Origin of the sequence: Haloterrigena alkaliphila, assembly GCF_017352155.2 — an archaeon.
GTDB classification, from domain to species: Archaea; Halobacteriota; Halobacteria; order Halobacteriales; family Natrialbaceae; genus Haloterrigena; species Haloterrigena alkaliphila.
This window is the reverse complement of the sequence record NZ_CP071462.1, coordinates 610989-636493: the sequence shown is the minus strand read 5'-3', so window position 1 is coordinate 636493 and position 25505 is coordinate 610989. Positions and strand designations below refer to the sequence as shown.

Sequence of the window (25505 nt, the reverse complement as noted above, 5' to 3'; positions counted from 1 at the left end):
GCTTACTCGTCGCGGCCGGCGTACCACTCCGCGAACTCGGCGAGTGCGCGGCCGCGATGGGAGATCGCGTTCTTCTCCTCGGTGCTCATCTCGGCCATCGTCTGCCCGTTGTACTCGAAGATCGGGTCGTAGCCGAAGCCGCCCTCGCCGCGCGGGGCGACGAGCGTGCCGGCGACCGAGCCCGCGAACGTCTCGGTTCCAGTTTCATCTGCGTAGGCGAGCACGGTCCGAAAGCGTGCCCGCCGGTTCTCTTCCTCGCTCGCGAGCCGCCAGAGTCGCTCGACGCCGACGGTGTCCTCGACGTAGGCCGAGTACGGCCCCGGGAACCCCTCGAGCGCGTCGACGAACAGCCCCGCGTCGTCGACGAGCACCGGGTCGTCGCTTCCCAGTTCTTCGAACGCCTCGCGGGCGCCGTGAGCCGCGATCTCGGTCAGCGAGTCGCTCTGGACCTCGGTGTAGTCGTACTCGACCTGTTCGACGGGCTCGAGGTCGGCGAGGTAGTCTCGGGCCTCGCGGACCTTCCCCTCGTTGCCGGTGACGAATCGAATGGCCATGTGCGAGCGACGTGGCGGCGACGGCAAAGCGTCGTCGGTTGCGTCGCGCCGACGCCGGCCGCGGTCCGCGACGACCGCGGCACTCACCTACAACTCGAGCGCGTCGATCACGCTGGCTTCGGCCTTCCGCAGGTGTTCCGCCGCGGTTCCGGGCGCGCAGTTCAGCGCCGCGGCGACGTCGTCGACGCTCGCGGTCCGCGGAACGTCGAAGTACCCTAACTCTCGCGCCGTCCGCAGCGCCTCGCGCTGGCGGTCGGTCAGGGAGCCGACCGCGGCGTCGCCGCCGTCGTACTCGCCGACGCGGCCGACGGTCGCCTCGATCCCGTCGGGGATCCCCTCGAGGGCGCGCCGGAGGTCGTCGGACTCGCCGACGACCGAGAAGCGGACCGTCCAGTCGGAGCGGTACTCGATCGGCGGCAGGACGACGAGGCTCCCTCGCGTGAAGGAGTCGAGCAGGCGCTCGTCGACGTCCTCGGGGACGTCGCGGACGTAGACGGTGAACGTCCGCTCGCCGGTCCTGTTGAGGTCGTAGTCGCCGACCTGTTCGGTCCGCTCCATCGCGGCCGCGTAGGCGTCCGGATCGCCGACGACGTGGAAAATGAAGGCGTGGTCGTCGTCTCCGGCGAGGTTGCCGTGGACCATCCGATAGGCGTCGAAGTCGTCGCTGTCGGCGACGAACCGGTGCATCGGATGGATCGTCTCGGCGTCGTACCGGAGCGTGAGCCGAACGGTCTTCACGAGCGGAAGGCCGGGCTCGAGTACATAAATAGCCTAGCCAGTGGCGCAGAACCGACTCTCGCCGACCGTCCGTACCGTCGCCCATGTCATCGGAGTCGACGCTCGAGTCTCGGTCGGCCGAGTCCGGGCCGACACCGGACCTCGAGGCGCTGCTCGGCGAGTCGGTCCTCGCTCGAGACGACCACCTGAACGCGCCGGGGGTCGTGATCCGGCCGGACGAGGTACAGGACGTCCTCGCGACCTTGCGCGACGAGGCGGGGTTCGACCACTGTGCCTGCGTCACCGCCCAGCAGTACGCGGACCGATTCGAGACGATCTACCACCTGCGGTCGTACGACGATCCGACGCGAGAGGCGTCGGTCGTCGTCCCGACGCCGGTCGACGACCCGGTCAGCGAATCGGCCGAACCCGTCTTTCGAACCGCCGACTGGCACGAGCGCGAGGCCTACGACCTCGTCGGGATCGAGTACGAGGGCCACCCCGATCCCCGCCGGATTCTACTCCCGGAAACCTGGCAGGGCCATCCGCTCTCGCGGTCCTACGATCAGGAGAAATCGCAGGTCGTGACCCTCTCCGAGCACGCGAATCCGATCGCGGACGACGAGCACGACGCCGTCTCGGACACGATGTTTCTCAACGTCGGCCCGCACCACCCCTCGACCCACGGCGTCATGCACGTGAAAGCGGTGTTAGACGGCGAGACGGTCGTCGACGTCGACCCCGACATCGGCTACATCCACCGCTGCGAGGAGCAGTTGTGCCAGCAAGGGACCTACCGCCATCAGATCATGCCCTACCCCGATCGCTGGGACTGGATGTCCGGGTTGTGCAACGAGTGGGCCTACGCCCGCGCCGCCGAGGACCTGGCGGACCTCGAGGTTCCGGAGTACGCGCAGGTGCTCCGGACGATGGGTGCCGAACTCTCGCGACTCGCCTCCCACTTCATCTCGCTCGGCACCTACGCGCTGGACGTCTTCGGCGAGTTCACCGCCGCCTTCCAGTACGCCATCCGCGACCGCGAACTCGTTCTCGACCGCCTCGAGGACCTGACCGGCCAGCGGATGATGTACAACTACTTCCGGCTGGGCGGGGTCGCCTGGGACCTCCCCGAGCCCCGCGAGGAATTCATCGACGAAACGCGCGACTTTCTCGACGGGCTCCCTGCCAAGATCGACGAGTACCACGATCTGCTGGTCACCAACGAAATCTTCCAGCACCGCTGTCTCGATACCGGCGTCCTCGAGTCCGAGGTCGCCAAACGGTACGGCTGTACCGGCCCGGTCGCCCGCGCCTCCGGGATCGAGTACGACCTCCGCCGGGACGACCCCTACGGCTACTACGACGAACTCGAGTGGGACGTCGTCACGGAACCCGACGGCGACAACTACAGTCGCGTCCTCGTTCGACTGCGCGAGGTCGAGGAGTCGGCCAAGATCGTCGCGCAGTGTCTCGACTTGCTCGAGGAGTGGCCCGAGGACGAACGGACCGTCCAGAGCAACGTTCCGCGGACGCTCAAGCCGGCGCCCGACACCGAGACGTACCGCGCCGTCGAGGGCGCGAAGGGTGAACTCGGGATCTACGTCCGCGCGGACGGCTCCGCCACGCCGGCGCGGTTCAAGATCCGGAGCCCGTGTTTCTCGAACCTCTCCGTGCTCCCCGAGATCGCCGAGGGGGAGTACATACCGGACCTCGTCGCCGCGATCGGCAGTCTGGACTGCATCATGGGCGAAGTCGATCGCTGACCGGGGTACCGAAGCCGCGAGAAATCGGATCGAGCGCCGGTCAGTCGTCCGTTTCGCTGTCGTCGACGATGACCTCGACGGGTTCGTCCTGCCGGTCCGCGCCGCCCTCCGAGGCGCCCTGCTCCTGGTGCCAGAGGAGGCCGCCGGCGACGAGGACGACGATCCACGACCGCCAGTTGGCGAGGTTCAGCGTGTAGCCGACGCCGAACGGCTTCTCGACGAGCATCCCCTCGCCGGGCTGCCAGTACGAGGAGATCATCCGTCCGATGCTGGGTCGATCGAAGTTGTACGGTACGCCGAGAATCTCTCCGGACGTCGGTTTGTCTGCCATGCGCAAACGTACGTCCTCACCTGATAAGAGTATTGGGTCATCATCTCTCCCAACGGGGTCGAGCGCTTGCGCCGGCCTCGAGGGGATCGACCCCTCGTTGCTCACTGCTCCAGCAGGGCGCCGATCAGCTTCGACTCGGCCTTCTGCAGGTGTTCCGCCGCTGTCGCGGTCGCACAGTCGAGTTCGCGGGCGACATCGGCCGTCGTCGCCCGACGGGGAACCTCGTAGTAGCCGATCTCGAGGGCGACTTCGGCGGCCTCGCGCTGTCGTCGGGACAGTCGGCCGACGGCGCTCGTCGGTGCCACGGTCTCCCCGCCGACCGCCTCGATGGTGACGCCGACGCCGTCGGGGACGCCCTCGACCGCGTTCTGGATGTCGGCGTCCGTGCCGACGATGGAGAACGTGTTCGTCCCGTCGTCGTGGCACTCGATCGGCGGGACGGTGATCAGGCTCCCCTGCGTGAAGTTCTCGAACAGGAGCCGGGCTGCGTCGGCGACCTCCCCCTCGAGGAAGCAGTGACACTCCCGGTCGGTGAGCGGGAGGAGCTCGTACTCGTCGGCGTTCTCGCTGGCCGCCAGTTCGGCTTCGAACCGCCGGTAGTCGCCGCGGAGCCACAGCAGGAACGCCGTCGGCGGCGCCGCGACGTTCCAGTTGACGATCCGAACCCGGTCCAAATACGACGCCTCGCCCGCGAGTCGTCGATACAGCGGCGGCGCGTAGTCGCCTGCGGGGTCCAGCGTGATGCGAACGCGTTTCATCGGTCGAAATCCTGTTGGCCGTTCGACAGCCACCGTCATAAACGAGGCCGAAATATTCGGCCACGCGGTTTCCACTCGCCACCCCGTACGACCGCGTATGCAGCGAAACGTCGGCGGAACCGATCGTATCGTTCGCGGCGTGCTCGGCATCTGGCTGGTCGTGATGTCCGCGGCGGCCTATCAGGACGGAAAGCGAGAGCGCGCGGCCATCGCGGGCATCGCCGGAATCGGGCTCCTCCAGAACGCGTGGATGCGTTTCTGTGGCGGCAACTTCCTGCTCGGGGTCGACACGACCGGGGACTCCCGATCCGCGGAGTGAGGTCGTCGATCGATCGGAGCGTCACACGTCGTCGCTGACGTACCGGCCCCGCCCCTCCACGTCTCGCAGGCGCTCGAGCACGCGCTCCTCGCCGACCTCGCGGTAGCCCTCGCGGAGCGCCTCGCGCAGCGGCTCGGGGTCGTCCGCGGTGCCGACGAGGCTCTGGTCGAAAACGTGGACGTCCATCGCGTAGTCCTCGACGTGGTCGGTGTGGTAGCCGAGGCCGAAGTCGATGAGGTACGACCGCTCGGCGTCCTGCTCACGGTCACCCTCCGTTCGCTCGTTCGGCGGCGCGTCGCGCTGCTCGCGGCCGTCAGCCGTTCGCTCGTCCCGGGACGCGTCGCGTCCCGCACGCCCGACACGCACATTTCGCGTCGTCGGATCGCCGTGGACGAACCCGGCCAGATGTAGTCGCGCGAGGTGCCGGCCGACCTCGCGAACGCGCTCGGCGGCCAGGTCGTCGCGGAGGTCCGCCTCGCCGACGTACTCGAGTTCGAGGCGCGCCTCCCGCAAATCGACGTCCGAGAGCACCGGCGTGGGGACGCCCTCGCGGCGCGCGAGGCTGGTCAGGCGGACCTCGAGGGTCGTCCGCTCGCGCCGGAGTCGGTCGTCGAGTTCGGGATGGCGGTAGCTCTTGGACTCCCGGCGTTTCGTGACCCGGCCCGCCGCCGGCTCGAGGTCGACGGTCGCTTCGGCGCCGCGAACCTGCCGGCGGTCCTCGCCGGCGTTGCGGCCGGCCGCCAGTTCGGGCTCGTCCGTTCTCCAGGTCACGGGGACCTGATCGGGCCGATAGTTCGGGTCGACTCGGGAGTCCTCGAGCGCGACGGTGTCGCCGGCGTCGTACATCTTCGCGCCCAGCACGGCGATCATGCCGGCGTTGTCGCGCAGGAATCGGGGCTCGGGCGCGTGAAAGTCGGCGCCGCGCTGATCGCACATTTCCGCGAGCATCTCGCGCAAGCGGGCGTTCTGTCCGACGCCGCCGCCCAGCACGAGTTCGTCGCTGCCGGTCAGCGAGAGCGCGCGTTCGGCCACTTCGGTCAGCATCCCGAAGACGTTCTCCTGCAGCGAGAAGCAGATGTCCTCGATCGGAACCTCGTCGTCGTATCGCTGCTTGGCGGCGCTCATGATGCCCGAAAACGAGAAGTCCATTCCCTTGACCACGTAGGGGAGGTCGACGTACTCGCCGTCCTCGGCGGCCGCCTCGACTTTCGGCCCGCCGGGATGGGACCAGCCGACGTGGCGCGTGAACTTGTCGATGGCGTTGCCGACGCCGGTGTCCATCGTCTCGCCGAGCACGCGGTAGCGGCCGTTGCGGTAGGCCAGCAGGTGGGCGTTCGCGCCGCTGGCGTTCAGACAGACCGGCGAGTCGAAGTCGGCGGTGTGGCGACCGATCTCGAGGTGGGCGACCATGTGGTTGACGCCGACGAGGGGGACCTCGAGCGCCTGGGAGAGCGCGCGGGCGGCCGTCCCGACGATGCGCAGGCAGGGGCCGAGACCCGGCCCTTTCGAAAAGGCAACCGCGTCCACCGGGGCCTCGTCTTCGGGGCCGTCGTGGGTGTCGCGGGCGTGCTCGAGTGCGGTCTCGACGACGCGGGGGATCGCGTCGTGCATGTGCTCGGCGGCCTCGCGGGGGTGGATACCGCCGCTCTCGGGCTGGTAGGCGTCGCTCTCGATGAACACGTCGTCGGTCGCCGCATCGTAGACGGCCGCGCTGGCAGCCCAGGCGGTGCCTTCGATGCCGAGAATTCGGGTGTGAGTACTCACGTCTGGTTGTTATCGTAGAAGCACGGATGCGCCGCGAGGGCCGGAGAACGGCGTTACTCGTTCACGGGCGCTTCGCGCCCGTTCGCTCGTTCCGATGCTCCTCGCTGCGCTCGGCGCATCGCTACTCCCACTCGGTGTAACCGCACTTCCCGCAGTGCTGGCGGTCGCCGTGGTCGGCGAGGAAGGCGTCCCCGCAGCGGGGGCACTGTTCGCGTTCCGTGCTGCCGTCGTCTTCGTAGAGTTCGTGGCGAGCCATTTACGCTTCCTCCGCTTCGGCTTCGGCATCGGTCTCGGCCTCGTCGGCGGCACCGATCTTGTTTCGCTCGAGCATGTGGTCCTGTTCGACGTCGCGGGCGTCGTCGGCCGTCTCGTAGACCTTGGCCTCGCCGACGGTCTTTCGCATCCCGAACTTGGTGTCGAGTTTACGGACGACGACCTCGTCGGCGTCCTTGTTCAGTTTGGCCGCGAGACTGTCCCGAACCTGCAGGCGCTCGGGCGTCGCGTCCTCGTGGGACAGTTCGAAGGTCACGTCGGTTCGATGCAACATGGGGTTCTCCGTTTCGGAGATGATGTCGACGTCCATGATATCACTCAGTTACCCTACTATCCCCGTGTAGCGCCTAAAAGGATTTCGAACCCGTCACCGGCGTCTCGAGTCCGGTTCCGAATTTCGACGGGCGCCGGCGTGAGCGTCCCCGCGGTTCTCGAGAGGGGCTGCCGTCTCACACACCGTCGTCGGTCGAGGTCCGAAAGACGCGTCTCGGACTCGATTTCGCGCCAGTATCGAGTTAAATCAAAACATTAATAATTATATGAACTACTTCTCTGTATGGACGTATCAGACGTTTCCACCACGCAACGGCTCGCGATCGGAATCACACTCGTCGTCGTCGGGTCCGCGATCGCCCAACCGAACCTCGGACTGCTGACGCGCCTCTCGGCGTTCGCGACCCTCTTCGGCGTCGGATTTCTCGGTGCGGCGTTCGAACCGCCGCTCACGAACGCGTTCGGCGCGGGGGAGTGGGCGGAACTGTCCGGCGTGAAGCAGACCGCAATCCTGTTCGTCCTCGCCGTGGTCGCGATCGTGCTCTGGGTCGCCATCACGCTCGGGCAAGGCGCTCTCGCGGCGCTGCTCTGAGTCACCGACGTCGACGACTCGAGTCACCGGAACGGCGAGTGGTTCGAGCGCAGACGCGACAGGGGGCGTTCTGGCGGTCGACGGCGCCGACCGGTCAGTCCGGCAAGGCGATCAGTCCGCGCGGTGCCTGCGCCTCGAGTCCCTCGTCCCAGTCGATCGGGACGGGCTCCCAGCGGCCGCCGAAATCCTCCGTGACGAACAGCCCCCGGTTGTTCGCTCCGTAGACGACGCCCCGTTCGCCCGTGGTATCGAAGACGGCACGGACGACGCCCTCGCCGGTCGGGAGTCCGCAGTCCTCGAGGCGCTCCCACGGTTCGTCGCCGGTCCGTCGGTAGACGTACGACTCGGCCCGCTCGGCCGTGTGGGCCGTCCGGGCGCCGCTTGCGCTCGAGACGATGACCGAGTCGGGGTCGGCCGGATCGGCGACGACGCTCCAGCAGTAGGTGTGCTCGAGACCCGCCTGCGGGCGGCGCCACGAGTCGCCGCCGTCGTCGCTTTCGGCGTAGCCGTCGCCGGCGGCGGTGTAGACGCGGCCCTCGCGGTCGGCGTGGGTGGCGAGCGCGTGATTGTCCCGGCGGGAGCCCTCGGGTCGCTCCCGCCACGTCTCGCCGCCGTCGGGGCTCAGGACGAACGCGCCGGCTTCGATCCCGACGTAGAGGCGGTCGGGATCGAACGGGTCCACCTCGAGCCAGCGGACGTGGTGGGTGTGCGGTCGCGGCGGGAAGGACCACTCCTCGGCGGAGGGGAGGGCGGTCAGCCCCGAGAGCCGCGTCCAGGAGCCGCCGCCGTCGCTCGAGCGGTAGACGCGACTCGGTTCGGTGCCGGCGTAGACCACGTCCGGGTCGTGGGGGCTGACCGCCAGCGACGTGACCGCCTCGCTGACGAACTCGGTCTCCAGGCGCTCGAACGCCCACTCGTCGGTCTCCCCTGCCTCGTCCGCGGTGCCACGGAAGAGGCCGTCCTCGAACGTGCCGACGAACACCCGTGCCGATCGTTCAGGGGTAGCGGTGACGCACTCGAGAGAGTGGCCCTCGAGGCTGGTCGCGGTCGTCCAGGTCGCGTCTGCACCGTCGGCGCCCTCGTTCGCGCACACGAGCAGTCGGTCCCGCTGGGCCAGGGTGACTGTTACCATGTCAGTATCGACGGCGCCCAGTACCAAACGGTTCGGGGTCGGCACCGGCGCCGTTGTCGACGGGTTTGCGAACGTCTGACGAGGTGTCGAGAAAATTGCCAATTGATTTATAATCGTCGTCTTCCCATCACGTACTGTTCCGCCGATGGTCTCCAGTGCTCGCCGCGCGTCGACGTACGTTCGGGAGTACTCGGTTTCGATCGTCGGCCTCGGATTGCTCGCCGTCGTCGGTGCGTACGTGCTGACGTTCGGCGGCGCCCCGACGTTGCTGGTCCTCGAGATGGGCGTTCCGACGCTCATCGGGGTCGCACTGGTCTGGTACGGCGTTCGAACGCACGCCGACGAGTCGGAGCCGACTCGAGCCGATATCGTCACCGCGTGTTCGCTCGCCGCCGGTGCGATGATGGCGCTGTTTTGCGCCTGGAGCATCTACCTCCTCTCGGTCCGGATCGGGTTCACCGGCGGGCTCTCACAGCCGGTACTCAGCGCGCTGAGCGCCGGTATCGCCCTCGGGGCGCTGCTCGGACACGTTTACATCGAATTCTCTTACCACTACCGCGAGAACGAGCGCCTCTCCCACGCCGTCGAGGCCTCGATGGACGGGATCGCCGTCGTCGTGGACGATCGGCACGTCTACGTCAACGACGCCTACGCCTCGCTCTACGGGGTCAGAAACGCCGACACCCTCGAGGGGACGCGTTGGACGACGCTCTTTACGAACGCCGCACAGGCCTCGATCGAGGGCGAGGTCGAGTCGGCGGTCGCCGAGCGCAACTACTGGCGGGGGACGCTGACCGGCGAGCGAACCGACGGCACGACGTTTCCCCTGGACGTGACCGTCAGCGCGCTCCAGCACGGCTCCGTCGTCATCGCCCGCGACGTCACGGACCAGCGCGACCGGGAGCAACGCATTCAGGTGCTCAACCGCGTCCTCCGGCACAACCTCCGAAACGCCGTGACCGTCATCCAGGGCCACGCCAACCTCATCGCCGATCGAAACGAGCGCCTCGAGCGGCGCCACGTGCGACCGATCCTCGCGGAGATCGACGACCTGATCGCGACGGCCGACAAGGCCCGCGGCGTCGAACGGACCCTCGAACGGAACGGCACCACCGACCGCATCGAGGCCACGGAGGCGATCCGGTCGGTCGCCGACCGCGCGCGAGCGGCCTATCCCGACGCCCGGATCGTCACCCAGACCGAAGCGCCGGGAGCGGGCACGAACCCACCGATGATCGACGCCAGCGTCGTCGACGCGCTCAACGAACTCGTCGATAACGCGGTCAGGCACAACCCGGCGAGCGGGGACGACGCCCCGGACGTGCCGTCCGTCGAAATCGTCGTCCAGACCGTCGACTACGACGCCGATCCCCGCCTCGAGTTCACGGTCGCCGACGACGGCGAGGGGATTCCCGAAACCGAGCGACGGGCGGTGCTCGACGGTCAAGAGACCCAGCTCGATCACGGCTCCGGACTGGGGCTGTGGCTGGTCAACTGGATCGTCCAGAACGCCGGCGGCGATCTGCGCTTCGCGGACCGCTCGGGCGGTGGAACGGTCGTGACGCTCTCGTTTCCCGCCGAGCGCGCCGTCGAGGTAGAGCCCCCACTCTCCCCGTCGCTGTGACGCGCTCGTCGCGGCCTACCTCGAGGGCGGTGTCGTCTCCGCGTCGGTATCGTCGCTCGGTCCCGACGCTCGGTTGGCCCTCGAGCCCCCGGTGATAACCGTCGACATGAGCCGCGATTCGATGCGGCGGAGATGCTGGCCGACGGTCCCCGCCGAACAGTCGAGGCGATCCGCGATGTCCTGATAGGTCACCGCCCGGGGCTCCTGGTAGTAGCCCTCCTCGATCGCGACGGACAGGACCTCCCGCTGGCGGTCGGTCAGTTCGATGAGGTGCTCGCCGTCCGAGGGATCGTAGGTCCCGAGGCGTTCGATTTCGACGTCGACGATCGCCCGCGTCTCGGCGATCAGCGACTGGAGCTCCGCCTCGCTTCCGATCTGGGAGATGCGAAGCGTGCTGTTCTTCGCCCCGGTGTACTCCATCGGGTAGTCCGGCAACACCGCGTGCCGCTGGTGGATCTCGAGGATCCGCCGGGTCAACTCGCCGGGTTCGTACTGCATCTGCAGGACCGTACTCCCCTCGACGTCGAACAGCGAGTACTCGAGGATGTTCGCGGCGGGATCCTCGAGCGCACCGACGATGTCCTCGCGGTCCCCCTGAATCTCGCGACGAGTGACGATCGTCTCGTCGGCGAGGTAGTCGATCGCCTGAATCGTTTGCAACGCCACCCCGTGCTCACGCAACAGCTCCTCCGCCGGATCGAAGTTCCCCTGCTGTGGCGTGATAGTATATGTCACATACCGCATGCAACTCACATACATCGTTCCGATAAATAATAATTATGGTTATTCAGTAAGTGAATAAAGTATCTAACATAAAACTATGGTGAATCGGTTCGGAAGGAACAGCTATTAGTAGTGGAAGCACCTGCGCACGCCGGGCGATTTTTCGGTCACGGCGAGGGTGTAAGTGTACTCCAGGTCCTGGCAGACTGCCTCGCTCACGCGTGTCCGATCGGCCGTCACGAGAGTCGTCAGCTCCCCGATAGTCACGACACCGTGACCACCACTGCAATTAATAATACTCGAGTCCCAACCGATCGGCCGACGATGTCTAACCACCCCCCATCCCCCCCGACCCCCGCGACCGGCGGCCCGGCGACCGCCGGCGACGACCGCGTCGTCGCGACGACAACCCAACTCTCCGCACAGGTCGAGGACTCGCTCGGCCTCGAACTGAACGCGGATGCCCTCGAGTCGCTCCTGCTCGAATTGGACCGCGGCGACTACGTCGAGTGGGTGACCGTCACCCGCGACGGCGAGTACGTCTGGGACCTGACCGACTCGCCCGATCGGATCGCCGACGCCGTGGCCGCGGCTGTGATGTGTAAGATTGATAACTGGCTCGAGGCTCGGGCTGGCGAGTAACTGATCAGTCATAATTCGTCCTGTTTACTGACTTCTCGTATTCGGTGGTTATATCCGTAGCAGAGGTTCCGAATATAAAGACCGTCCATATCTTAAAGAGGGGACAATGCACCAGATTTCGAGATCAGCGGAAATGTCTAATCCACTATAGTCAATCCTCAAACTCGGTCTCTTGAAACATTTGATCAATAACGTAACTAGAGAACTCGCCGAAAACATTATTAGATTGATCTATTGGAAGCCCAAACGCTTGGAAGAGATTCATTGTACCGACTGTTATGCTTCCGAATTTATTCGACTCATCAATATCTAGCTCATAGTTCATCGATTCTAAGCGGGGGAGATCTAAAATCTCATCATAACAAACCGGTGCACCATATCTTTCTATCAAATCAATATACCAATCTGTTTCAAATACTAATAATGTCCGATATGTGTTCCTGAATCTAGCTCTTAAGTTGATCGTGCCGGATTCGGTCGGCCACTCGTACTCAGAGAGAAGATTCAAGTAAGAATTTAACAAAGTATGTATGTATCCCAATAGGCGTAACCCATCTAAAAACTCAATGTGATCAAACTGAGAGTGAATTGCTTGATCTATACTCCTCCATACAAGGGTCGGATTCTCTGGAGGGGATAGTGTGGGAATTGGAAGGAAAATCTTCAAACCTCCATCTACAAGGAAAGTAAATGTCAGCGGTGTGTGAGCGGTGTCAATATTGCCCTGATGATCCTCTGCCGTCCATAGTTGAGCAACAACACCTTCGCTGGTAGCACGGTAAGAATCGGCTGTGAAACCAAATCTGACCCTCCCTCCTTCCTGAACTATCTCAGAATCATCCGGTAAGAGATGTATTTCTGATGATTCGAATATTTCTTGGAAACGGTCTAATTCACTTATTACATTAGCACATACTGGATCATCTAGAGTTGACGGAATAGCATAAAGTTCTAAAAACGGCCATCCTTGATTTTGGCCTTCACCCGATTGCCCCACAGTTAGACCCACATCTAAATTACAGAAATCATCAATTCGAGTTTGCCATTCATCTCTTCGTCTGTAAAGATCGTCTAGAACTTCTGGACTAGAAGTAACCTTATAGGGGTCACTACCCTCACCAGTTCTCCGATAGACACGGCCATCATTGTTTATGTGGGGTGTTTGTGTGCTTTCAGGCACATCTACCAATATCACGTACCCTTCATCTCCACTACTGTTCGTTCCTTTGAATGAATGTGTCTCATACATAGGGGACGGGCTTATATTCTCTTTCACAGAGCTCCGGATTTTCTCATTGTAACTTTGAGGATCCCCGCTTGTGAGTGTAAACCAATCACCTGGTTTATTAGTTTCCTCATTTTCCTCAATACCGATGAAAAATAACCCGCCATATGTGTTAGCAAATGAGGATATTGCTTTTGCTACTGCCTTTTGATCTATAAAATCACGCTTATATTCAAAGTAATAACCCTCGGGTATTTTCATAGAATAGAGATCTTCTGGACCCACTTCTGAAAGTGGTTTTCCGAATGGATTGTAGTCGGGCATTGTCGGTAACTAAAGTGTGCATTCTAATTAAACCCTTTTCAGTACACAATAGAAACTGATGTATTTTTCTCAGTCATTTCCCATATTCTCCACGGAAATCAGGTACCGAAGTCCAATCACCGATGTGTTCGCGATTGTCTAAATTGTCTTGTGGATATGAAAGGAAAACATTCCAGTCTATTCTGGGGTGGTTTCTACTCACGAATTGCTACTGCATAATCTGGAGTTAGTCGCTAAGCCAGCGACTATCGGGATAATTGGAACGTTACAAAATTCTAATTGACTCGTTGGGATTTGAACCCATTGTGAGACGGTCCTGCTCGTTCGCGCCGCTCACTCGCGGGCTGCGACTCACAGGGCTTCAAATCCCTCCTCGGCGATAATTTGCGCCGCTCGCGAATTTGCTCGCGGCGCAGAATTATGGACTCGTCGGGATTTGAACCCGAGGCCTCTTCCTTGCGAAGGAAGCGATCTACCACTGATCTACGAGCCCTCGCACGTTCCTAACCGTGGTTTCTATTTGTAGCTTGTGTTTCGGGGACAGCGCGGCAGTGACCACCACGCGGCACTCGAGCCTGCCAGTAGTAAAATCGTAATTAGTAAAATCTCGATTTAGATAATCGTCACTATTATCCTGGCGCGCCTCGAGACGCAGGTATGGCTCACCCACGGTTCATCGACCGCGAGGACGAACTCGAGCTCCTGCGATCGCGGTTCGAGCGCGACGCGGCCGAACTGCTGGTCGTCTACGGGCGGCGGCGACTCGGCAAGAGCGCCCTCGTCCGCGAGGCGATCCGGGACCGCGAGGACGCCGTCTACTGGCAGGCCACCGAGGAAACGCCGGCCGCCCAACTCGAGAACTTCGTCGAAACCGCCAGCGAGACGTTCCCGATGCTCGAGGACATCAAGCGCGACTGGGAGGCGCTGCTCCGGGCGCTCGGGCGGCAGGACGCCATCGTCGTGCTCGACGAGTTCCCGTACCTCGTCGAATCGGACGACGCGCTCCCCTCGAAGTTTCAGCGCGTCTGGGATATGCACCTCGAGGAGACGGCCGCGACGCTCGTCCTCGTCGGGTCGTCGATCAGCGTCATGGAGGAGAAGGTCCTCAGCGGCGGCAGTCCGCTGTACGGTCGGCGGACGGGGACGATCGACCTCCCGCCGCTCGAACTGGGGGACGCCCGACAATTCTACCCGGCCGACGACCCGGACGCCATCATCCGGACGTGGGGCGTCTTCGGCGGGACGCCGTACTACCTCCGGGCGCTCACCCCCGCTGCGACGCTCGCGGAGAACGTTCAGTCGCACGTCCTCTCGGAGCACGGCGTCCTCCACAACGAACCCGAGTTCTTGCTGCGGACAGAGTTCGGCATTCGGGAACCCCAGACCTACTTCACGATCCTCCGGGCGATCGCGATGGGGAGGCGCGAGGCCAACGAGATCGCCGGCTTCGCCGGCGTCGACTCGAACGCGCTCGGCTCGTACCTCTCGAAACTGCGCCGGCTTCGGCTGGTCGAGCGGGACATTCCGGTGACGGCCGATCCGAACTCGACCCGAAAGAGTCGCTACCGACTGACGGAGCCGCTGTTCCGGTTCTGGTTCCAGTACGTCTACGGGCAGCAGGGAAAACTCGCCCAGCTCGGCGACGACGCCTACGAACAGCTGGTCGAACCGACCGTTTCGGAGTACATGGGGACGATGTTCGAACGCGTTTGCCAGAACGCGCTCCCGTCGCTCGTACCCAAGACGTACCACGGGATCGGCTACTGGTGGCACGACCGTCACGAACTCGACGTCGTGGGACTCGCGAGCGACGGCACGCTCGTCACCGGGGAGTGCAAGTACACCACCCGAGCGATGGACGAGGCCGACCTCGCCGACCTCGAGCGAAGCGCCGATCAGGTCCGGTGGACGCCACCGGGCGGCGGCGACGTGACACACCACTACTGCTGTTTCTGCCGGTCCGGATTCTCGGACGGCCTGGAAGCGGTCGCGGAAGAACGGGACGACGTCTCGCTGTTCGCGCCCGCGGATATCGTCGACGGCTGGTGAACTCGGTCGGCGGATACTCGATTCTCGAGCGATTCACCAACTCTCCTTCGAGCGACCACCGACTGACCCTCGAGTCACTGACCAACGGACCTCCGTGCCCCTCATCAACTGATCCTCGAGCCACCCACCAATTCACACGGTCGACCGTCGCCGACTCGAGCGCGACCCCGCGTTCAACACGCGAGCGCGCCCGGCCACTAGTCCGACCAGGAAGCCGGCGAAGTGCGCGATCAGCGCGACGCCCGGCGCGGCGGTGGCCATCGTGACCGCGATCGCGAGCCCGAGGAAGACCAGCGCCGCCAGCCAGCCGGGGACGTCGACGAACGAGGCCAGGCCGGCCGACAGCCGATTCGAGGCGATCAGGTACCCAAGCAGGGCGAAGACCGCGCCGCTGGCCCCGAGCACGCCGCCGGTCCCGGGCACCGGGAGCACTAACGCGGCGGCGTTGGTGAGCACGATCTGGGACACCCCCGCGATGGCGCCCGTCACCAGGAAGAACAGGTGAAACCGCAGTCGGGTCGTCGCCCGCGCGACGGGCCAGCCGAAGACGATCAGCGCGAGGCTGTTCGATACGAGGTGACCGACCCCGCCGTGGGCGTAGACGCTCGTCACGATCGTCCACGGGTTGCTCGTCAGCGGCGGCGCGAGCACGAACAGGCCGGCCATCAGCCCGATGCTGAGCAGCGCCGCGACCTGCTGGACTGCGAAGACGAGGACGAACAGAACCAGCAGTTCGAAGATGGGGCTACTCGAGTCGTCGGTCCCCGACCCGGTCCCCCGCCTGCCGACGCTCGAGCGTAACCGCGAACCATCCGCCATGGGGGTAGTCAGACGGCATGCCCCAAAAGTCCCCGCGTCGCCACTGATGGCTAGGTGGGAGCTACTGGGATATCCGCGTGGTCACTACAAACTACTGGGATGACCACGTGATCACTGCAAATACCACGAAAGCCCCTGCCAGTTCCGGTTGAGGGGCTCGCTGTGCTCCTCGACCTTCGGCCTGCGGTGCTTGTACCGGAAGACTCGCTTCGCTCGTTTTCCGACGTTCGCCTCCCTTCGTTCGGCTCACCGTCGCCCGTCTTCCCGGAACTGGCAGCCCCTTTCATTCCCACCCGTTCCGGCTGACCGATCGGGCCACCGTGGGTGGGAATGAAAGGGGCTTCCGCGCTCGGCGAACCCGGACGACGTAAGCACCGATGCGACCGAAGGGAGCGAGGCGCGCAGCGAGTCCTGGGAGTCGAGCGCGGAAGGGGCTTTCGTGGTGTTCTCGAGCGGGTCCCAAGTTGTACAGTCTCAGTCACCCATCCTAGCGAATAGTCCTACAGCTACGCACGGCCACTAAAATGGTGAAAAACGCACCGCAACCGCGATCGCCTCAGTCCTCGAGGACGATCTCGATCGAGACGTCGTTCGGCACCTGAATGCGCATGAGCTGGCGGAGTGCGCGTTCGTCGGCGTCCAGATCGATCAGGCGCTTGTGGACGCGCATCTCCCAGTGCTCCCACGTGGCAGTGCCCTCGCCGTCAGGCGACTTCCGGGTCGGGACCTCGAGGGTCTTCGTCGGCAGCGGGATCGGACCGCTCAGGTTGACGCCGGTGTTGTTCGCGATCTCGCGGACGTCGTCGCAGATGTCGTCGAGGTCGTCTGGACTCGTGCCCGCGAGTCGAACGCGTGCCTGCTGCATTTATTTCTCGTTGACGCTCAGGACCTTGCCGGCGGCGATGGTCTGACCCATGTCGCGGATGGCGAAGCTCCCGAGTTCGGGAATCTCGCTGGACGGCTCGATGCTGAGGGGCTTCTGCGGTCGGATGGTGACCACAGCGGCGTCGCCCGACTGGATGAAGTCGGGGTTCTCCTCGGCGACCTCGCCGCTCGCGGGGTCCATCTTCTTGTCGATGGATTCGATCGTACACGCGACCTGTGCGGTGTGTGCGTGGAAGACCGGGGTGTAGCCGGCCGTGATCACGGACGGGTGCTGCATGACGACGACCTGAGCCTGGAACGTCTCGGCGACGCTCGGCGGGTCGTCGGCTGGGCCACAGACGTCACCGCGGCGGATGTCGTCCTTGCCGATGCCGCGGACGTTGAATCCGACGTTGTCACCGGGCTCGGCCTTGGGCACCTCTTCGTGGTGCATCTCGATCGTCTTCACTTCGCCGCCCACGTCGCTGGGCTGGAAGGAGACGTCGTCGCCGGTGTTCATGACGCCGGTCTCGATACGTCCGACGGGGACGGTACCGATACCGGAGATGGTGTAGACGTCCTGGATCGGGAGTCGGAGCGGCGCGTCCGTCGGCGGCTCCGGCTCCGGCAGGTTGTTCAGGGCCTCGAGCAGGGTGACGCCGTCGTACCACGGCGTGTTGTCGGAGGCCTCGGCGATGTTGTCGCCCTCGAAGGCCGAGATCGGGATGAACGAGGCGTCGTCGGTCTGGAACTGGACCTGGTTGAGGAGCTGGTTGACCTCCTCGACGACCTCGTCGAACGTCGACTCCTCGTAGTCGACGATGTCCATCTTGTTGACGCCGATGATGAGCTCGTCGATACCCAGCGTGCGGGCCAGGAAGACGTGCTCCTGTGTCTGGGGCGCGACACCGTCGTCGGCGGCGACGACGAGGACGGCGTTGTCGGCCTGCGAGGCACCCGTGATCATGTTCTTCACGAAGTCACGGTGGCCGGGACAGTCGACGATGGTGAAGTCGTAGGTGTCCGTCGAGAACTCCTGGTGGGCGATGTCGATGGTGACACCGCGCTCTCGCTCTTCGGCGAGGTTGTCCATGACGTAGGCGAACTCGAAGCCGCCCTTGCCCTTCTCCTCGGCCTCTTCTCGGTGCTGTTCGATGACGTGCTCGGGTACGCTCCCCGTCTCGTAGAGGAGTCGTCCCACGAGCGTACTCTTCCCGTGGTCGACGTGGCCGATGATGGCCAGGTTCTGGTGTTGTTCGCTCATTGTTGTAGCTCACGCGCAGAGGCGCTTATATCGGTCTCTTTGGCTCGTTGCGGTTAAAACCATTTCGAAAGCGTATTCAGTCGATCCCGTCGCCGTCTTGCGGTTTGCTGAGCATTCACACGACTCGGGAGGTTCGATCGGCGACCGCGACGCCGACCGCCACGCCGACTCGAGCGACCCGAAATCACTGGCGGGTGTATCCCCTCGTCTCCGCATTACGCGCGCGTCGTTCGAACCCGATCGAATTCCCAACGTGATCGACGTGACGCGTTTGACGCGTGTGCATCGGCACTCTCGAACCGTTTCAGCGTCACACCGCGAGGACGCCGGTAGCGTCTCCTCGAGTAGCCCGGTGTACGCGACGGCCACGAGAAGGAGCGGATCGACGGCACGAGCGCGAGCGCCACCGGCCCTCAGCAGCGGGTGGCGACGGCCAGAAGCGATGTCGCGGACCCCGTCGCGCTCGAAAAGAGGGGCTGACGTGGTGCCGATTACGTGCCAGACGGGTTCCGGCCGGAACGGTCGGAACGGCCGCCTACAGGGGCGGAAGGCGGCCGACGTCGGAGAGGACCGCCGTCGCCGTTTCGGGGCCGCCCGCACCCCGCCCGCTCGAGTGCAGGGAGCCGGCGTGGCGCGTCTCGATCTGGACGATGTTTCGCGTGCCGGTCACCGCGAGCGCGCCGTTTTCGGGGACGAGTCGCGGGCCGACGCGGACGTCCTCGCGGGTCGCCTCGCCGATGAGCCGGATCGTCCGGCCGTCCTCGGACGCCAGATCCAGGGCGCTGCCGGGGATCGACTGGATGCCCTCGACGGTGGCGTCCTCGAGCGCGAAGCCGCCGCCGGCGAGCACGTTCGCGAGGATGACGAACTTCAGGGCGGCGTCGGTGCCGTCGACGTCGAAGGTCGGATCCGCCTCGGCCACGCCCAGATCCTGGGCCTCCGCGAGGACGTGCTCGTAGTCCAGGCCCTCCGCGGCCATCCGGGTGAGGATGAAGTTCGCGGTGCCGTTGAGCACGCCCCGGACCGCCGTGACGGCCTGTGGCGTCTCGTCCTCGATGGTCGAGAGGACGGGAATCGCCCCGCCGACCGTCGCTTCGAACCGGATCGAGCCCGCGCTGTCGGCCTCGAGGGCCTGCAGTTCCTCGTACCGTTCGGCCACGGGGCCCTTGTTGGCCAGCACGACGTGGCGGTCGGCCTCGAGCGCGCGTTCGACGTGCGAGAAGCCGGGTTCGGCGTCGCCCAGCGTCGTCGGCGTCGCCTCGACGAGGACGTCGTACGCCGTCTCGAAGACGTCCTCGGGGTCGCTCGAGCCCAGCGCGTCGCCGCCGACCTTCCGCTCGAGCGCGCCGTCGACGTCGATCCCGTCGGGGTCGATCCCGGCGGACGTCGAGTCGGCGAGCGCGACGACCTCGTGGCCGTACTCGTCGGCGAGGTCGGCGACCGAGCGACCGACGTCGCCGGCGCCGAGGATGGCGAGTCGCATCAGGCCTCACCTCCGAGCAGGGGTTCGACGACGGTGAGCTCCTTGTCCGAGCCGATCGAGCGGATCGCCGCCAGCACCGCCTCGGTCCGCCCGGAGTCGATCGCGAGGCGCGCGCGGGCGCTCGAGACGGCCGCGGTGCCGTCGGGCGCGGCCAGCGAGAGGTCGCGGACGACGGCGTCGGCCTCGTCCTCGATCCGCGAGAGCGTGTTCGAGAGGTCGGTGTCGACGAGGTCGCCGACCAGCACGACGTTGATCTCCTCGCCGTACTGCTCCGCGCCGGCCTGAATGACGTTGACGCCGGCGTCCCGGAGCGCGTCGACGATGCCGTCGAACCGGTCGGGCGGACACTCGAGGTCGACCTCGACGGGGATGTGCCCGCGAGGCGTGATGTTGCCGCGTTCGTGGTGGATGCTCAGGAGATTACCGCCGCTGTTGGCGATCGGCTCGAGCGCGCGCAGGAGCTCTCCGGGTTCGTCCACGAGTTCGAGGCGAACCGTGTAGGCGCGGACGCCGCCGTCGGTCTCGGCGTCCTCGCCGGCGGACTCGTCACTCACTGCCGTCACCTCCCGCTTGCGGGCGTCTCCACGTCGTCATGGTGTACGAATCCGTAATGGGCGCGTAAAAGGATATAGGACTTCCCAAAACTCTCCGGTCCTGCGAGCACACCCCACACCGGGCGGTCGCCGGCATCGTTCGTGAGCGGATCACGATACTCGAGTCGGTTACGGTTCTTCCTGGAGAACGCGCCTAGAGGTGGTCTTTCCCCGGATTCGAGGAGCCCCAGTCGCCGCGGCCGCCCTCGGTCCGGTCGATACCCATGATCGACTCGGCCTGGTCGGGACCGCCGAGTTGCTCGCGGGCGTCCGGGACGCGGACGGTGACGTCGTCGATCTCGGGCCATTTGAGCAGTTCGGCCTGGATGTTGCCCGTCGTGACGTCGCTGACCGAACACCCCTTGCAGCCGCCGCCGAGTTCGATGATCACCTCGCCGGTCTCGGAGTTGACCTCGCGAACGGCGCTGGTCCCCCCGTGCATCTGGATGATCGGCATCTCCCGGCTGAGCCAGTTCTCGACGCGCTCGCGAAGCGAGGGCTCCCCGTCGGCGTCGGTATCGGCGTCGGATACCGCGTCGGAATCGGTCATGGCTCGAGCTACGGCTCGAGCGCTGAATAAGGTTTTGACACCCGCTACCATCCATCAGGATCGTTCCTGACGGTTGCGGGCTACGCGTCGCGAGCGCGGCGGCGCAGCCACTCGAGGGCGACGGCGCCGCCCGCGAGACCGGCCGCACCGGTGAAGCCGGGGATCGAGTCGCGGCGGCCGGCGTCGCCGTCGCCGTCCGCGTCCCTGTCCGCGTCGGCGAACCCGATCGGGAAGGTGTACAGTCCGCCGTCGGTCTCGAGGTTGGCGGTCTGTCCCGTCGAACTCGCGACGAGCGTCTCGCCGGGGACGGCGACTCGCGCCGTCCAGAAGGCCGCCGTGTCGGTCTCGCGCCAGCGGGCCAGTTCCACCGGTTCGGCGGGCTCGGTGACGTCGTGAACCGCGAGGCCGCCCTGGTACCACGAGGAGTAGAGGCGTCCGTCGCGCAACTCGAAGTTGTGGGAGGTCGTCCAGGTCCCCGTCATGGACGCGTCGTCGGTCTCGGGAGCCTCGATCGAGGCCAGTTCCGCGGGGTTCTCGGGGTCGCTGATGTCGTAGAGGTCGATCCCGCCCGGCCCGTCGGGCTCGGGGTCGTCGGGCGCCCACGACTCGCCGTCGATCGACCAGGCCTCCCGGCCGACCGCGAGGAGGTCGCCGGTGTCGTCGACCGCCGCGTAGTGATCGTTACCGGGCAGTCCGTACGCTCCCGCCCGCCCGCCGCGGTCCCGCGTCTCCTCGAGGTCGGCGCTGCGGACGTGCGAGACGTACGTCGGCGCCGCCGGGTCGCTGACGTCGAGCAGGTAGGTGCCGGCGTCCCAGTGGGCCAGGGACGCGATCCCGTCGCGGACGGTGACGTCGTGGGGCGTGCGAGCGAGCGGATCGACCGCCTCCCAGTCGGGGTCGTGCTCGAGCAGCGACCAGCGGCCGATCTCCGAGACGCCGTCGCCGACGTCGTAGACGACGAGGGAGTCCCCGTCGAACTCGTAGTGGGTGACGTAGAGGATCCCGTTCTCGAAAGCGCAGTTATGGATGCTAAACCCCGTCTCGTAGGGGTGGCCGACGAGGACGGGATCGGCCGGGTCGCTGACGTCGTAGATCGCGAACCCGTGGAAGACCTCCGCGGACGTCGGATTCGCCGGGCCGACGACCGCCAGTCGGTCGCCGTCGACTTTCACGTCGTAGATGTCGGAGAACGAGACGCCGTCGACCGAGAGCGGATACCGGTGCTCGAGGAGTTCCGGCGCGGACGGATCGCGGATGTCGACGGTCGCGAAGCCGGCGGTGGTGGCGAGATACGCCGTCTCACCGTCGTCGCCGACGACGGCTTCGGCGGCGCCGGTGACCTCGACGGAGCCGAGCGGTTCGAACGCCTCGGGGTCGGCGTCGACTGCTGTCGCCGCGGTCGTCTGGGGAAGGGTCAGAGTGACGCCGGCGGCTCCGCCCGCGCGAAGGAACGCTCTCCGGTGCATACCGGGTCTCCGGTTCATACCGACACCAGCGCCCGCGGCGTGAAATAATTCGCGGAGTTTCACCGCCGGCGGTAGTTCAGTATCGGTGATATTCGGTTCGACGGGCAGTTACGGCCGCTATCGACCGTCAGCGGTCCGGCGGGGCGCTCAGAGTCGCTGCCGGTCGCCCGTCCCGCCGGTCAGGGCGCTGGCGAGCGCGCCCTCGACGACGACGTCGTCGCCGAACTCGGTGACGCGGATCTCGGGGACGTTGGACATCACCATCTCGGCGACGCGCTCGCGGACGGGGTCGACGACCAACTCCTCGTTGTGGAGGGCGACGGCGCCGCCGATGGAGACGACGATCGGTGCGAACGAGTGGACCACGTTCGCCACGCCGATGGCGTTCCAGTGGGCGAGTTGGTCGATCACGTAGTCGGCCAGTTCGTCCTCGCCGGCCAGTTCGAAGACGTCTGGCGCCGTGAACTCGGGTCCCTCGAGGGGCAGGTCGGTCGAAATCGTCGGATCGTCCTCGGCGAGCAGGCGGGCGAAGTCGGGGATCGCGTTGCCCGAGCAGTAGGCCTCCCAGTGGCCGTCGTGGCCGCAGCCACAGGTCAGCCGCCCCTGCGGGTCGACGACGCAGTGGCCGACCTCGCCGGCGTTGCCGTCCCAGCCGTCCATGATCTCGCCGTCGCAGCAGACCCCGGCGCCGATCCCCGAGGAGATGGTGATGTAGACCATGTCGTCGGGGTTGCGGTCGGCGTGGAACCGTTCGCCGATCACCCCGGCGTTGGTGTCGTTGTGGAGGTAGACGTCGTCGCTGTCGATCAGTACCTCGATCGGTCCCGTCAGGGGGATCCGATCGATCGAGTCCGGCAGGTTCGCCGGGTCGATCACGGCCCCCTCCGCGAGGTCGAACGGGCCGATGGAACCGATCCCGGCCGCGACGATCTCCTCGGGAGCGATGCCGGCGTCGCCACACGCCTCGCGAAGCGTCCGCAACACGCCTTCCGTGACGTCGATCCCCGTCGGGCCACGCGGCGTGGATCGACGGCTCGCACCGATCGTCGTCCCGTCGTCCTCGGCGACGACGGCACGGACGTTCGTCGCGCCGAGATCGACGCCCGCATAGTAGTCCATGCTGTCCTAATGGACGGCCGCGCCCGTACTTAACTACACAGATCGTACTCGGCAACGAGTAGTGATTCCGATAGGTCGGAACGGCGGCGAGGAGGGTGACGAACGGGGCTGCGGACGGCCGCCTATTATTCCATGACGTCCAGATCGCGGAAGTAGGTGACCGGACAGGGCGCCTGCAGGATGATCTCCTGGGAGACCGAGCCCAGCACGGCCTTCTCGGCGGGCGAGCGCCGGCGGCCGCCGACGACCATCCGGTCGGCGTCGACGTCGATGGCCATGTCGACGACCTTGGTGGCGACCTCGCCGAGTTCGCCGCGGATCTCGGTCTCGACGCCGGCCTCGGAGAACATCTCCTCCAAGTCGCTGACTGGCGGGCGGCGACGGGCGACCTCGTCGGGATCGACGTCCTCGACGCGGGCGTCGAAGCCGAGGTCCTCGCGGAACTCCTCGTACTCCTCGGCCGTGAAGGCGTGTCCGATCACGACGGTCGCGTCGAGGGGGTCGGCGATTTCGAGGACGGTCTCGGCCAACTCCTCGGCGCGGACGGTATCCATCGGCCCGACAGCAAGCAGTATCGTATCGATCGCCATACCAGCCAGTGATAGTGCCACCCGCTTAAGTATTCGCGTCATCGCAGTATTACGGCAACCGCCGGCCGCGTCGGCCGCAACTGGTCGCCACGGCTCCCGCTCGAGAGCCCAACTGCTGGCGATCGGTCGCCGACGTCCCGCGGGCGATCAGTCGTCGAAGTCGTCGCTCCGGACGAACGTCACCGGACACGGGGCCGAGAGCATGACCTCCTGGGCCGTCGAGCCGAACACCGCCTTCCCGGTCGGCGAGCGCCGGCGGCCGCCGACGACGACGCGGTCGGCGTCGACGCTGGTCGCGAGGTCGACGATCGCCGGGCCGTGTTCGCCGACCGCGCCCCTGATCTCGTAGTCGACGTCGTACTCGTCGAGTTTCGCCTGCACGTCGCGGATCGTCGAGTGGCGTCCCGCGACGTCGTCGGGGTCGACTTCGTCGAGGTCCCGATCGAACTCGAGTCGGGTGAGTACGTCGTCGTACTCGCTCCTGGTGAAGACGTGTGCGAGCACGACGGTCGCGTCGGCGGGTGTCGCCACCTCGAGAACAGTTTCGGCGAGTTTCGCGCTCCGATCGGCGTCGCCGGGTCCGACCGCGAGCAAGACGGTTTTGAGCTCCATACTGGCGACTAACCCCCTCGAGCACCGTAAATCCTCGTTTGGATTCGGGCCCTGGACGTCTCGTCCGGCTTCGATCCCTGAAACCCTCGTCTGGCTCCAGTGCTTACCCTCGTCTGGCTCCGGTTCCGGGCGTTTTTTCCACACTGTCGTCGATGAGGACGGCACCGATGGAGGGACCGGATCTCTCGGACCGGACGGTACTCGTGACGGGCAGCGCGCGCGGCGTCGGTCGCGAACTCCTGCTCGCGACGGCCGACTGCGGCGCGCGGACGGCCGTCCACTACCACACGAGCGCCGACGCGGCCCGCGAGGTGGCTGACCAGGCCGAGTCGCGCGGCGCCGCGGACGCGATGACGGTGCAGGCCGACGTCACCGACCCCGAGAGCGTCGACGGGCTCTTTTCGGCCGTCGAGTCGGAACTCGGGAGCGTCGACGTCCTCGTGAACAACGTCGGCGACTTCGCGCCCGCCCACTGGGCCGACCTCGAGTTCGACGCCTGGAATCGCGTCCTCGAGACCAACCTGAACGGCACCTACCTCTGTTCGAAGCGCGCACTGCCCGCGATGTGCGAGGGCGAGTACGGCCGGATCGTGAATATCGGCTACGCCTCGAGCGAGAAGGGGCTCGTCAGCCCGAAGAACTTCCCCTACTTCGTGGCGAAGGCCGGCGTCCTGATGTTTACCAGAATGCTCGCGAACGACACGCAGGACGATCCCGTCACCGTCAACGCGATCTCGCCGTACGTCGTCGAGAACTCCGACGAGTTCCCCGAGGAACTCCCCCGCGGCCGGGCCGCGAGCTTCGAGGACCTCATCCAGCCGCTGTACTTCTTCCTCGACCCCGAAACGGAGTACGTCAGCGGCGAGAACGTGGAGGTCGACGGCGGCTGGTTGCCCGAGACGGTTTGAATTGCCGTGATAACGTTCGCGAACGGCGTGTTGGCGAGGTGTTTTTAAAACGCGCGGTGTGATACGATGCGTCGAACGCTATGACTCGCGAACCAGACGAACGCGGTCCACCCTCCAGAGCGGAGATCGAAAACCGAATTCAACGGGTCGGCCGGTACTCACGCGCAGTCCGCG

General features: G+C 65.4%; 27 protein-coding genes and 1 tRNA gene. 7 read left to right on the top strand and 21 right to left on the bottom strand.

The annotated features are described in order from the left end of the window. Positions 1 to 2 precede the first annotated feature (2 nt). Together J0X25_RS21985 and J0X25_RS21980 are read right to left on the bottom strand one after the other, a co-directional pair. Positions 3 to 554: an XTP/dITP diphosphatase gene (locus J0X25_RS21985; RefSeq protein ID WP_207289585.1), complete on the bottom strand. Its 552-nt coding sequence runs from the start codon at positions 552 to 554 to the stop codon at positions 3 to 5. Between the two features lie 87 nt (positions 555 to 641). After that, complete coding sequence (locus J0X25_RS21980; RefSeq protein ID WP_207289584.1) at positions 642 to 1292, bottom strand: helix-turn-helix domain-containing protein; 651 nt, start codon at positions 1290 to 1292, stop codon at positions 642 to 644. Between the two features lie 83 nt (positions 1293 to 1375). Between J0X25_RS21980 and J0X25_RS21975 the strand changes: the two genes are divergently transcribed. Next, positions 1376 to 3034 carry an NADH-quinone oxidoreductase subunit D gene (locus tag J0X25_RS21975; RefSeq protein ID WP_207289583.1) on the top strand — a complete coding sequence of 553 codons (1659 nt, stop codon included), beginning with the start codon at positions 1376 to 1378 and terminating at the stop codon, positions 3032 to 3034. Positions 3035 to 3074: 40 nt separating this feature from the next. On the opposite strand, the gene J0X25_RS21970 is transcribed toward J0X25_RS21975, so the two are convergent. Both J0X25_RS21970 and J0X25_RS21965 read right to left on the bottom strand, forming a co-directional pair. Further along, a complete protein-coding gene (locus J0X25_RS21970) occupies positions 3075 to 3365 on the bottom strand; it encodes a DUF5808 domain-containing protein (protein WP_207289582.1) in 291 nt (96 codons plus the stop codon). Between the two features lie 101 nt (positions 3366 to 3466). Next, positions 3467 to 4123 carry a helix-turn-helix domain-containing protein gene (locus J0X25_RS21965; RefSeq protein WP_207289581.1) on the bottom strand — a complete coding sequence of 219 codons (657 nt, stop codon included), beginning with the start codon at positions 4121 to 4123 and terminating at the stop codon, positions 3467 to 3469. A 97-nt stretch (positions 4124 to 4220) separates the two neighbouring features. Between J0X25_RS21965 and J0X25_RS21960 the strand changes: the two genes are divergently transcribed. Continuing rightward, positions 4221 to 4442 carry a YgaP family membrane protein gene (locus J0X25_RS21960; RefSeq protein WP_207289580.1) on the top strand — a complete coding sequence of 74 codons (222 nt, stop codon included), beginning with the start codon at positions 4221 to 4223 and terminating at the stop codon, positions 4440 to 4442. A 21-nt stretch (positions 4443 to 4463) separates the two neighbouring features. Here the strand turns inward: J0X25_RS21960 and J0X25_RS21955 are convergent, their stop codons facing one another. From J0X25_RS21955 to J0X25_RS21945, 3 genes are all read right to left on the bottom strand, one after another. Further along, positions 4464 to 6206 carry a bifunctional N(6)-L-threonylcarbamoyladenine synthase/serine/threonine protein kinase gene (locus J0X25_RS21955; protein ID WP_207289579.1) on the bottom strand — a complete coding sequence of 581 codons (1743 nt, stop codon included), beginning with the start codon at positions 6204 to 6206 and terminating at the stop codon, positions 4464 to 4466. Between the two features lie 121 nt (positions 6207 to 6327). After that, positions 6328 to 6462 carry a 30S ribosomal protein S27ae gene (locus J0X25_RS21950; RefSeq protein ID WP_207289577.1) on the bottom strand — a complete coding sequence of 45 codons (135 nt, stop codon included), beginning with the start codon at positions 6460 to 6462 and terminating at the stop codon, positions 6328 to 6330. Further along, complete coding sequence (locus J0X25_RS21945) at positions 6463 to 6789, bottom strand: 30S ribosomal protein S24e (protein ID WP_207289575.1); 327 nt, start codon at positions 6787 to 6789, stop codon at positions 6463 to 6465. 246 nt (positions 6790 to 7035) lie between these two features. Between J0X25_RS21945 and J0X25_RS21940 the strand changes: the two genes are divergently transcribed. Further along, positions 7036 to 7344: a hypothetical protein gene (locus J0X25_RS21940; protein ID WP_207289573.1), complete on the top strand. Its 309-nt coding sequence runs from the start codon at positions 7036 to 7038 to the stop codon at positions 7342 to 7344. 94 nt (positions 7345 to 7438) lie between these two features. Here J0X25_RS21940 and J0X25_RS21935 read toward each other — a convergent pair whose 3' ends face one another. Then, the gene (locus J0X25_RS21935) at positions 7439 to 8476 is read right to left on the bottom strand and encodes a beta propeller repeat protein (protein ID WP_207289571.1); all 1038 of its coding nucleotides are present in this window, start codon (positions 8474 to 8476) and stop codon (positions 7439 to 7441) included. A gap of 145 nt (positions 8477 to 8621) precedes the next feature. Here J0X25_RS21935 and J0X25_RS21930 point away from each other — a divergent pair, with 145 nt between their 5' ends. After that, complete coding sequence (locus J0X25_RS21930) at positions 8622 to 10100, top strand: PAS domain-containing sensor histidine kinase (RefSeq protein WP_207289570.1); 1479 nt, start codon at positions 8622 to 8624, stop codon at positions 10098 to 10100. Between the two features lie 15 nt (positions 10101 to 10115). Here J0X25_RS21930 and J0X25_RS21925 read toward each other — a convergent pair whose 3' ends face one another. After that, on the bottom strand, positions 10116 to 10844 hold the full coding sequence (locus J0X25_RS21925; RefSeq protein WP_207289568.1) for a helix-turn-helix domain-containing protein: 729 nt from the start codon (positions 10842 to 10844) through the stop codon (positions 10116 to 10118). Positions 10845 to 11147: 303 nt separating this feature from the next. Between J0X25_RS21925 and J0X25_RS21920 the strand changes: the two genes are divergently transcribed. Beyond that, positions 11148 to 11465 carry a hypothetical protein gene (locus J0X25_RS21920; protein ID WP_207289567.1) on the top strand — a complete coding sequence of 106 codons (318 nt, stop codon included), beginning with the start codon at positions 11148 to 11150 and terminating at the stop codon, positions 11463 to 11465. 151 nt (positions 11466 to 11616) lie between these two features. On the opposite strand, the gene J0X25_RS21915 is transcribed toward J0X25_RS21920, so the two are convergent. Both J0X25_RS21915 and J0X25_RS21910 read right to left on the bottom strand, forming a co-directional pair. Further along, positions 11617 to 13014, bottom strand: a complete 1398-nt coding sequence (locus J0X25_RS21915; protein ID WP_207289566.1) for an AlbA family DNA-binding domain-containing protein — start codon at positions 13012 to 13014, stop codon at positions 11617 to 11619. A gap of 421 nt (positions 13015 to 13435) precedes the next feature. Further along, positions 13436 to 13507, bottom strand: a tRNA-Ala gene (locus J0X25_RS21910). A 164-nt stretch (positions 13508 to 13671) separates the two neighbouring features. Here J0X25_RS21910 and J0X25_RS21905 point away from each other — a divergent pair. Beyond that, on the top strand, positions 13672 to 15063 hold the full coding sequence (locus tag J0X25_RS21905) for an ATP-binding protein (RefSeq protein ID WP_207289565.1): 1392 nt from the start codon (positions 13672 to 13674) through the stop codon (positions 15061 to 15063). Positions 15064 to 15195: 132 nt separating this feature from the next. Here J0X25_RS21905 and J0X25_RS21900 read toward each other — a convergent pair whose 3' ends face one another. The 10 genes from J0X25_RS21900 to J0X25_RS21855 all read right to left on the bottom strand — a co-directional run bounded on the left by J0X25_RS21900 (position 15196) and on the right by J0X25_RS21855 (position 24423). Then, positions 15196 to 15882, bottom strand: coding sequence for a rhomboid family intramembrane serine protease (locus J0X25_RS21900; RefSeq protein ID WP_207289564.1), 687 nt, complete (start codon positions 15880 to 15882; stop codon positions 15196 to 15198). Between the two features lie 556 nt (positions 15883 to 16438). Next, entirely contained in the window at positions 16439 to 16747 is a 309-nt protein-coding gene (rpsJ, locus tag J0X25_RS21895) for a 30S ribosomal protein S10 (protein ID WP_004215311.1), read from the bottom strand. Next, positions 16748 to 18010: a translation elongation factor EF-1 subunit alpha gene (tuf, locus tag J0X25_RS21890; RefSeq protein ID WP_207289563.1), complete on the bottom strand. Its 1263-nt coding sequence runs from the start codon at positions 18008 to 18010 to the stop codon at positions 16748 to 16750. Positions 18011 to 18545: 535 nt separating this feature from the next. Then, positions 18546 to 19493, bottom strand: a complete 948-nt coding sequence (locus J0X25_RS21885) for a homoserine dehydrogenase (protein WP_207289562.1) — start codon at positions 19491 to 19493, stop codon at positions 18546 to 18548. Then, entirely contained in the window at positions 19493 to 20056 is a 564-nt protein-coding gene (locus J0X25_RS21880; protein WP_207289561.1) for an amino acid-binding protein, read from the bottom strand. Before J0X25_RS21880 ends, J0X25_RS21885 begins: the two co-directional genes overlap by 1 nt. A 184-nt stretch (positions 20057 to 20240) precedes the next feature. After that, positions 20241 to 20636: a NifU family protein gene (locus J0X25_RS21875; protein ID WP_207289560.1), complete on the bottom strand. Its 396-nt coding sequence runs from the start codon at positions 20634 to 20636 to the stop codon at positions 20241 to 20243. Positions 20637 to 20716: 80 nt separating this feature from the next. Next, positions 20717 to 22102: an LVIVD repeat-containing protein gene (locus J0X25_RS21870; RefSeq protein WP_207289559.1), complete on the bottom strand. Its 1386-nt coding sequence runs from the start codon at positions 22100 to 22102 to the stop codon at positions 20717 to 20719. A gap of 147 nt (positions 22103 to 22249) precedes the next feature. Then, positions 22250 to 23221, bottom strand: coding sequence for an ROK family protein (locus tag J0X25_RS21865; protein WP_207289558.1), 972 nt, complete (start codon positions 23219 to 23221; stop codon positions 22250 to 22252). Between the two features lie 125 nt (positions 23222 to 23346). Continuing rightward, a complete protein-coding gene (locus J0X25_RS21860; RefSeq protein ID WP_207289557.1) occupies positions 23347 to 23811 on the bottom strand; it encodes a universal stress protein in 465 nt (154 codons plus the stop codon). A gap of 147 nt (positions 23812 to 23958) precedes the next feature. Beyond that, entirely contained in the window at positions 23959 to 24423 is a 465-nt protein-coding gene (locus tag J0X25_RS21855) for a universal stress protein (protein ID WP_207289556.1), read from the bottom strand. Positions 24424 to 24590: 167 nt separating this feature from the next. Between J0X25_RS21855 and J0X25_RS21850 the strand changes: the two genes are divergently transcribed. Next, a complete protein-coding gene (locus tag J0X25_RS21850; protein ID WP_207289555.1) occupies positions 24591 to 25331 on the top strand; it encodes an SDR family NAD(P)-dependent oxidoreductase in 741 nt (246 codons plus the stop codon). The last annotated feature ends 174 nt before the right edge of the window (positions 25332 to 25505 follow it).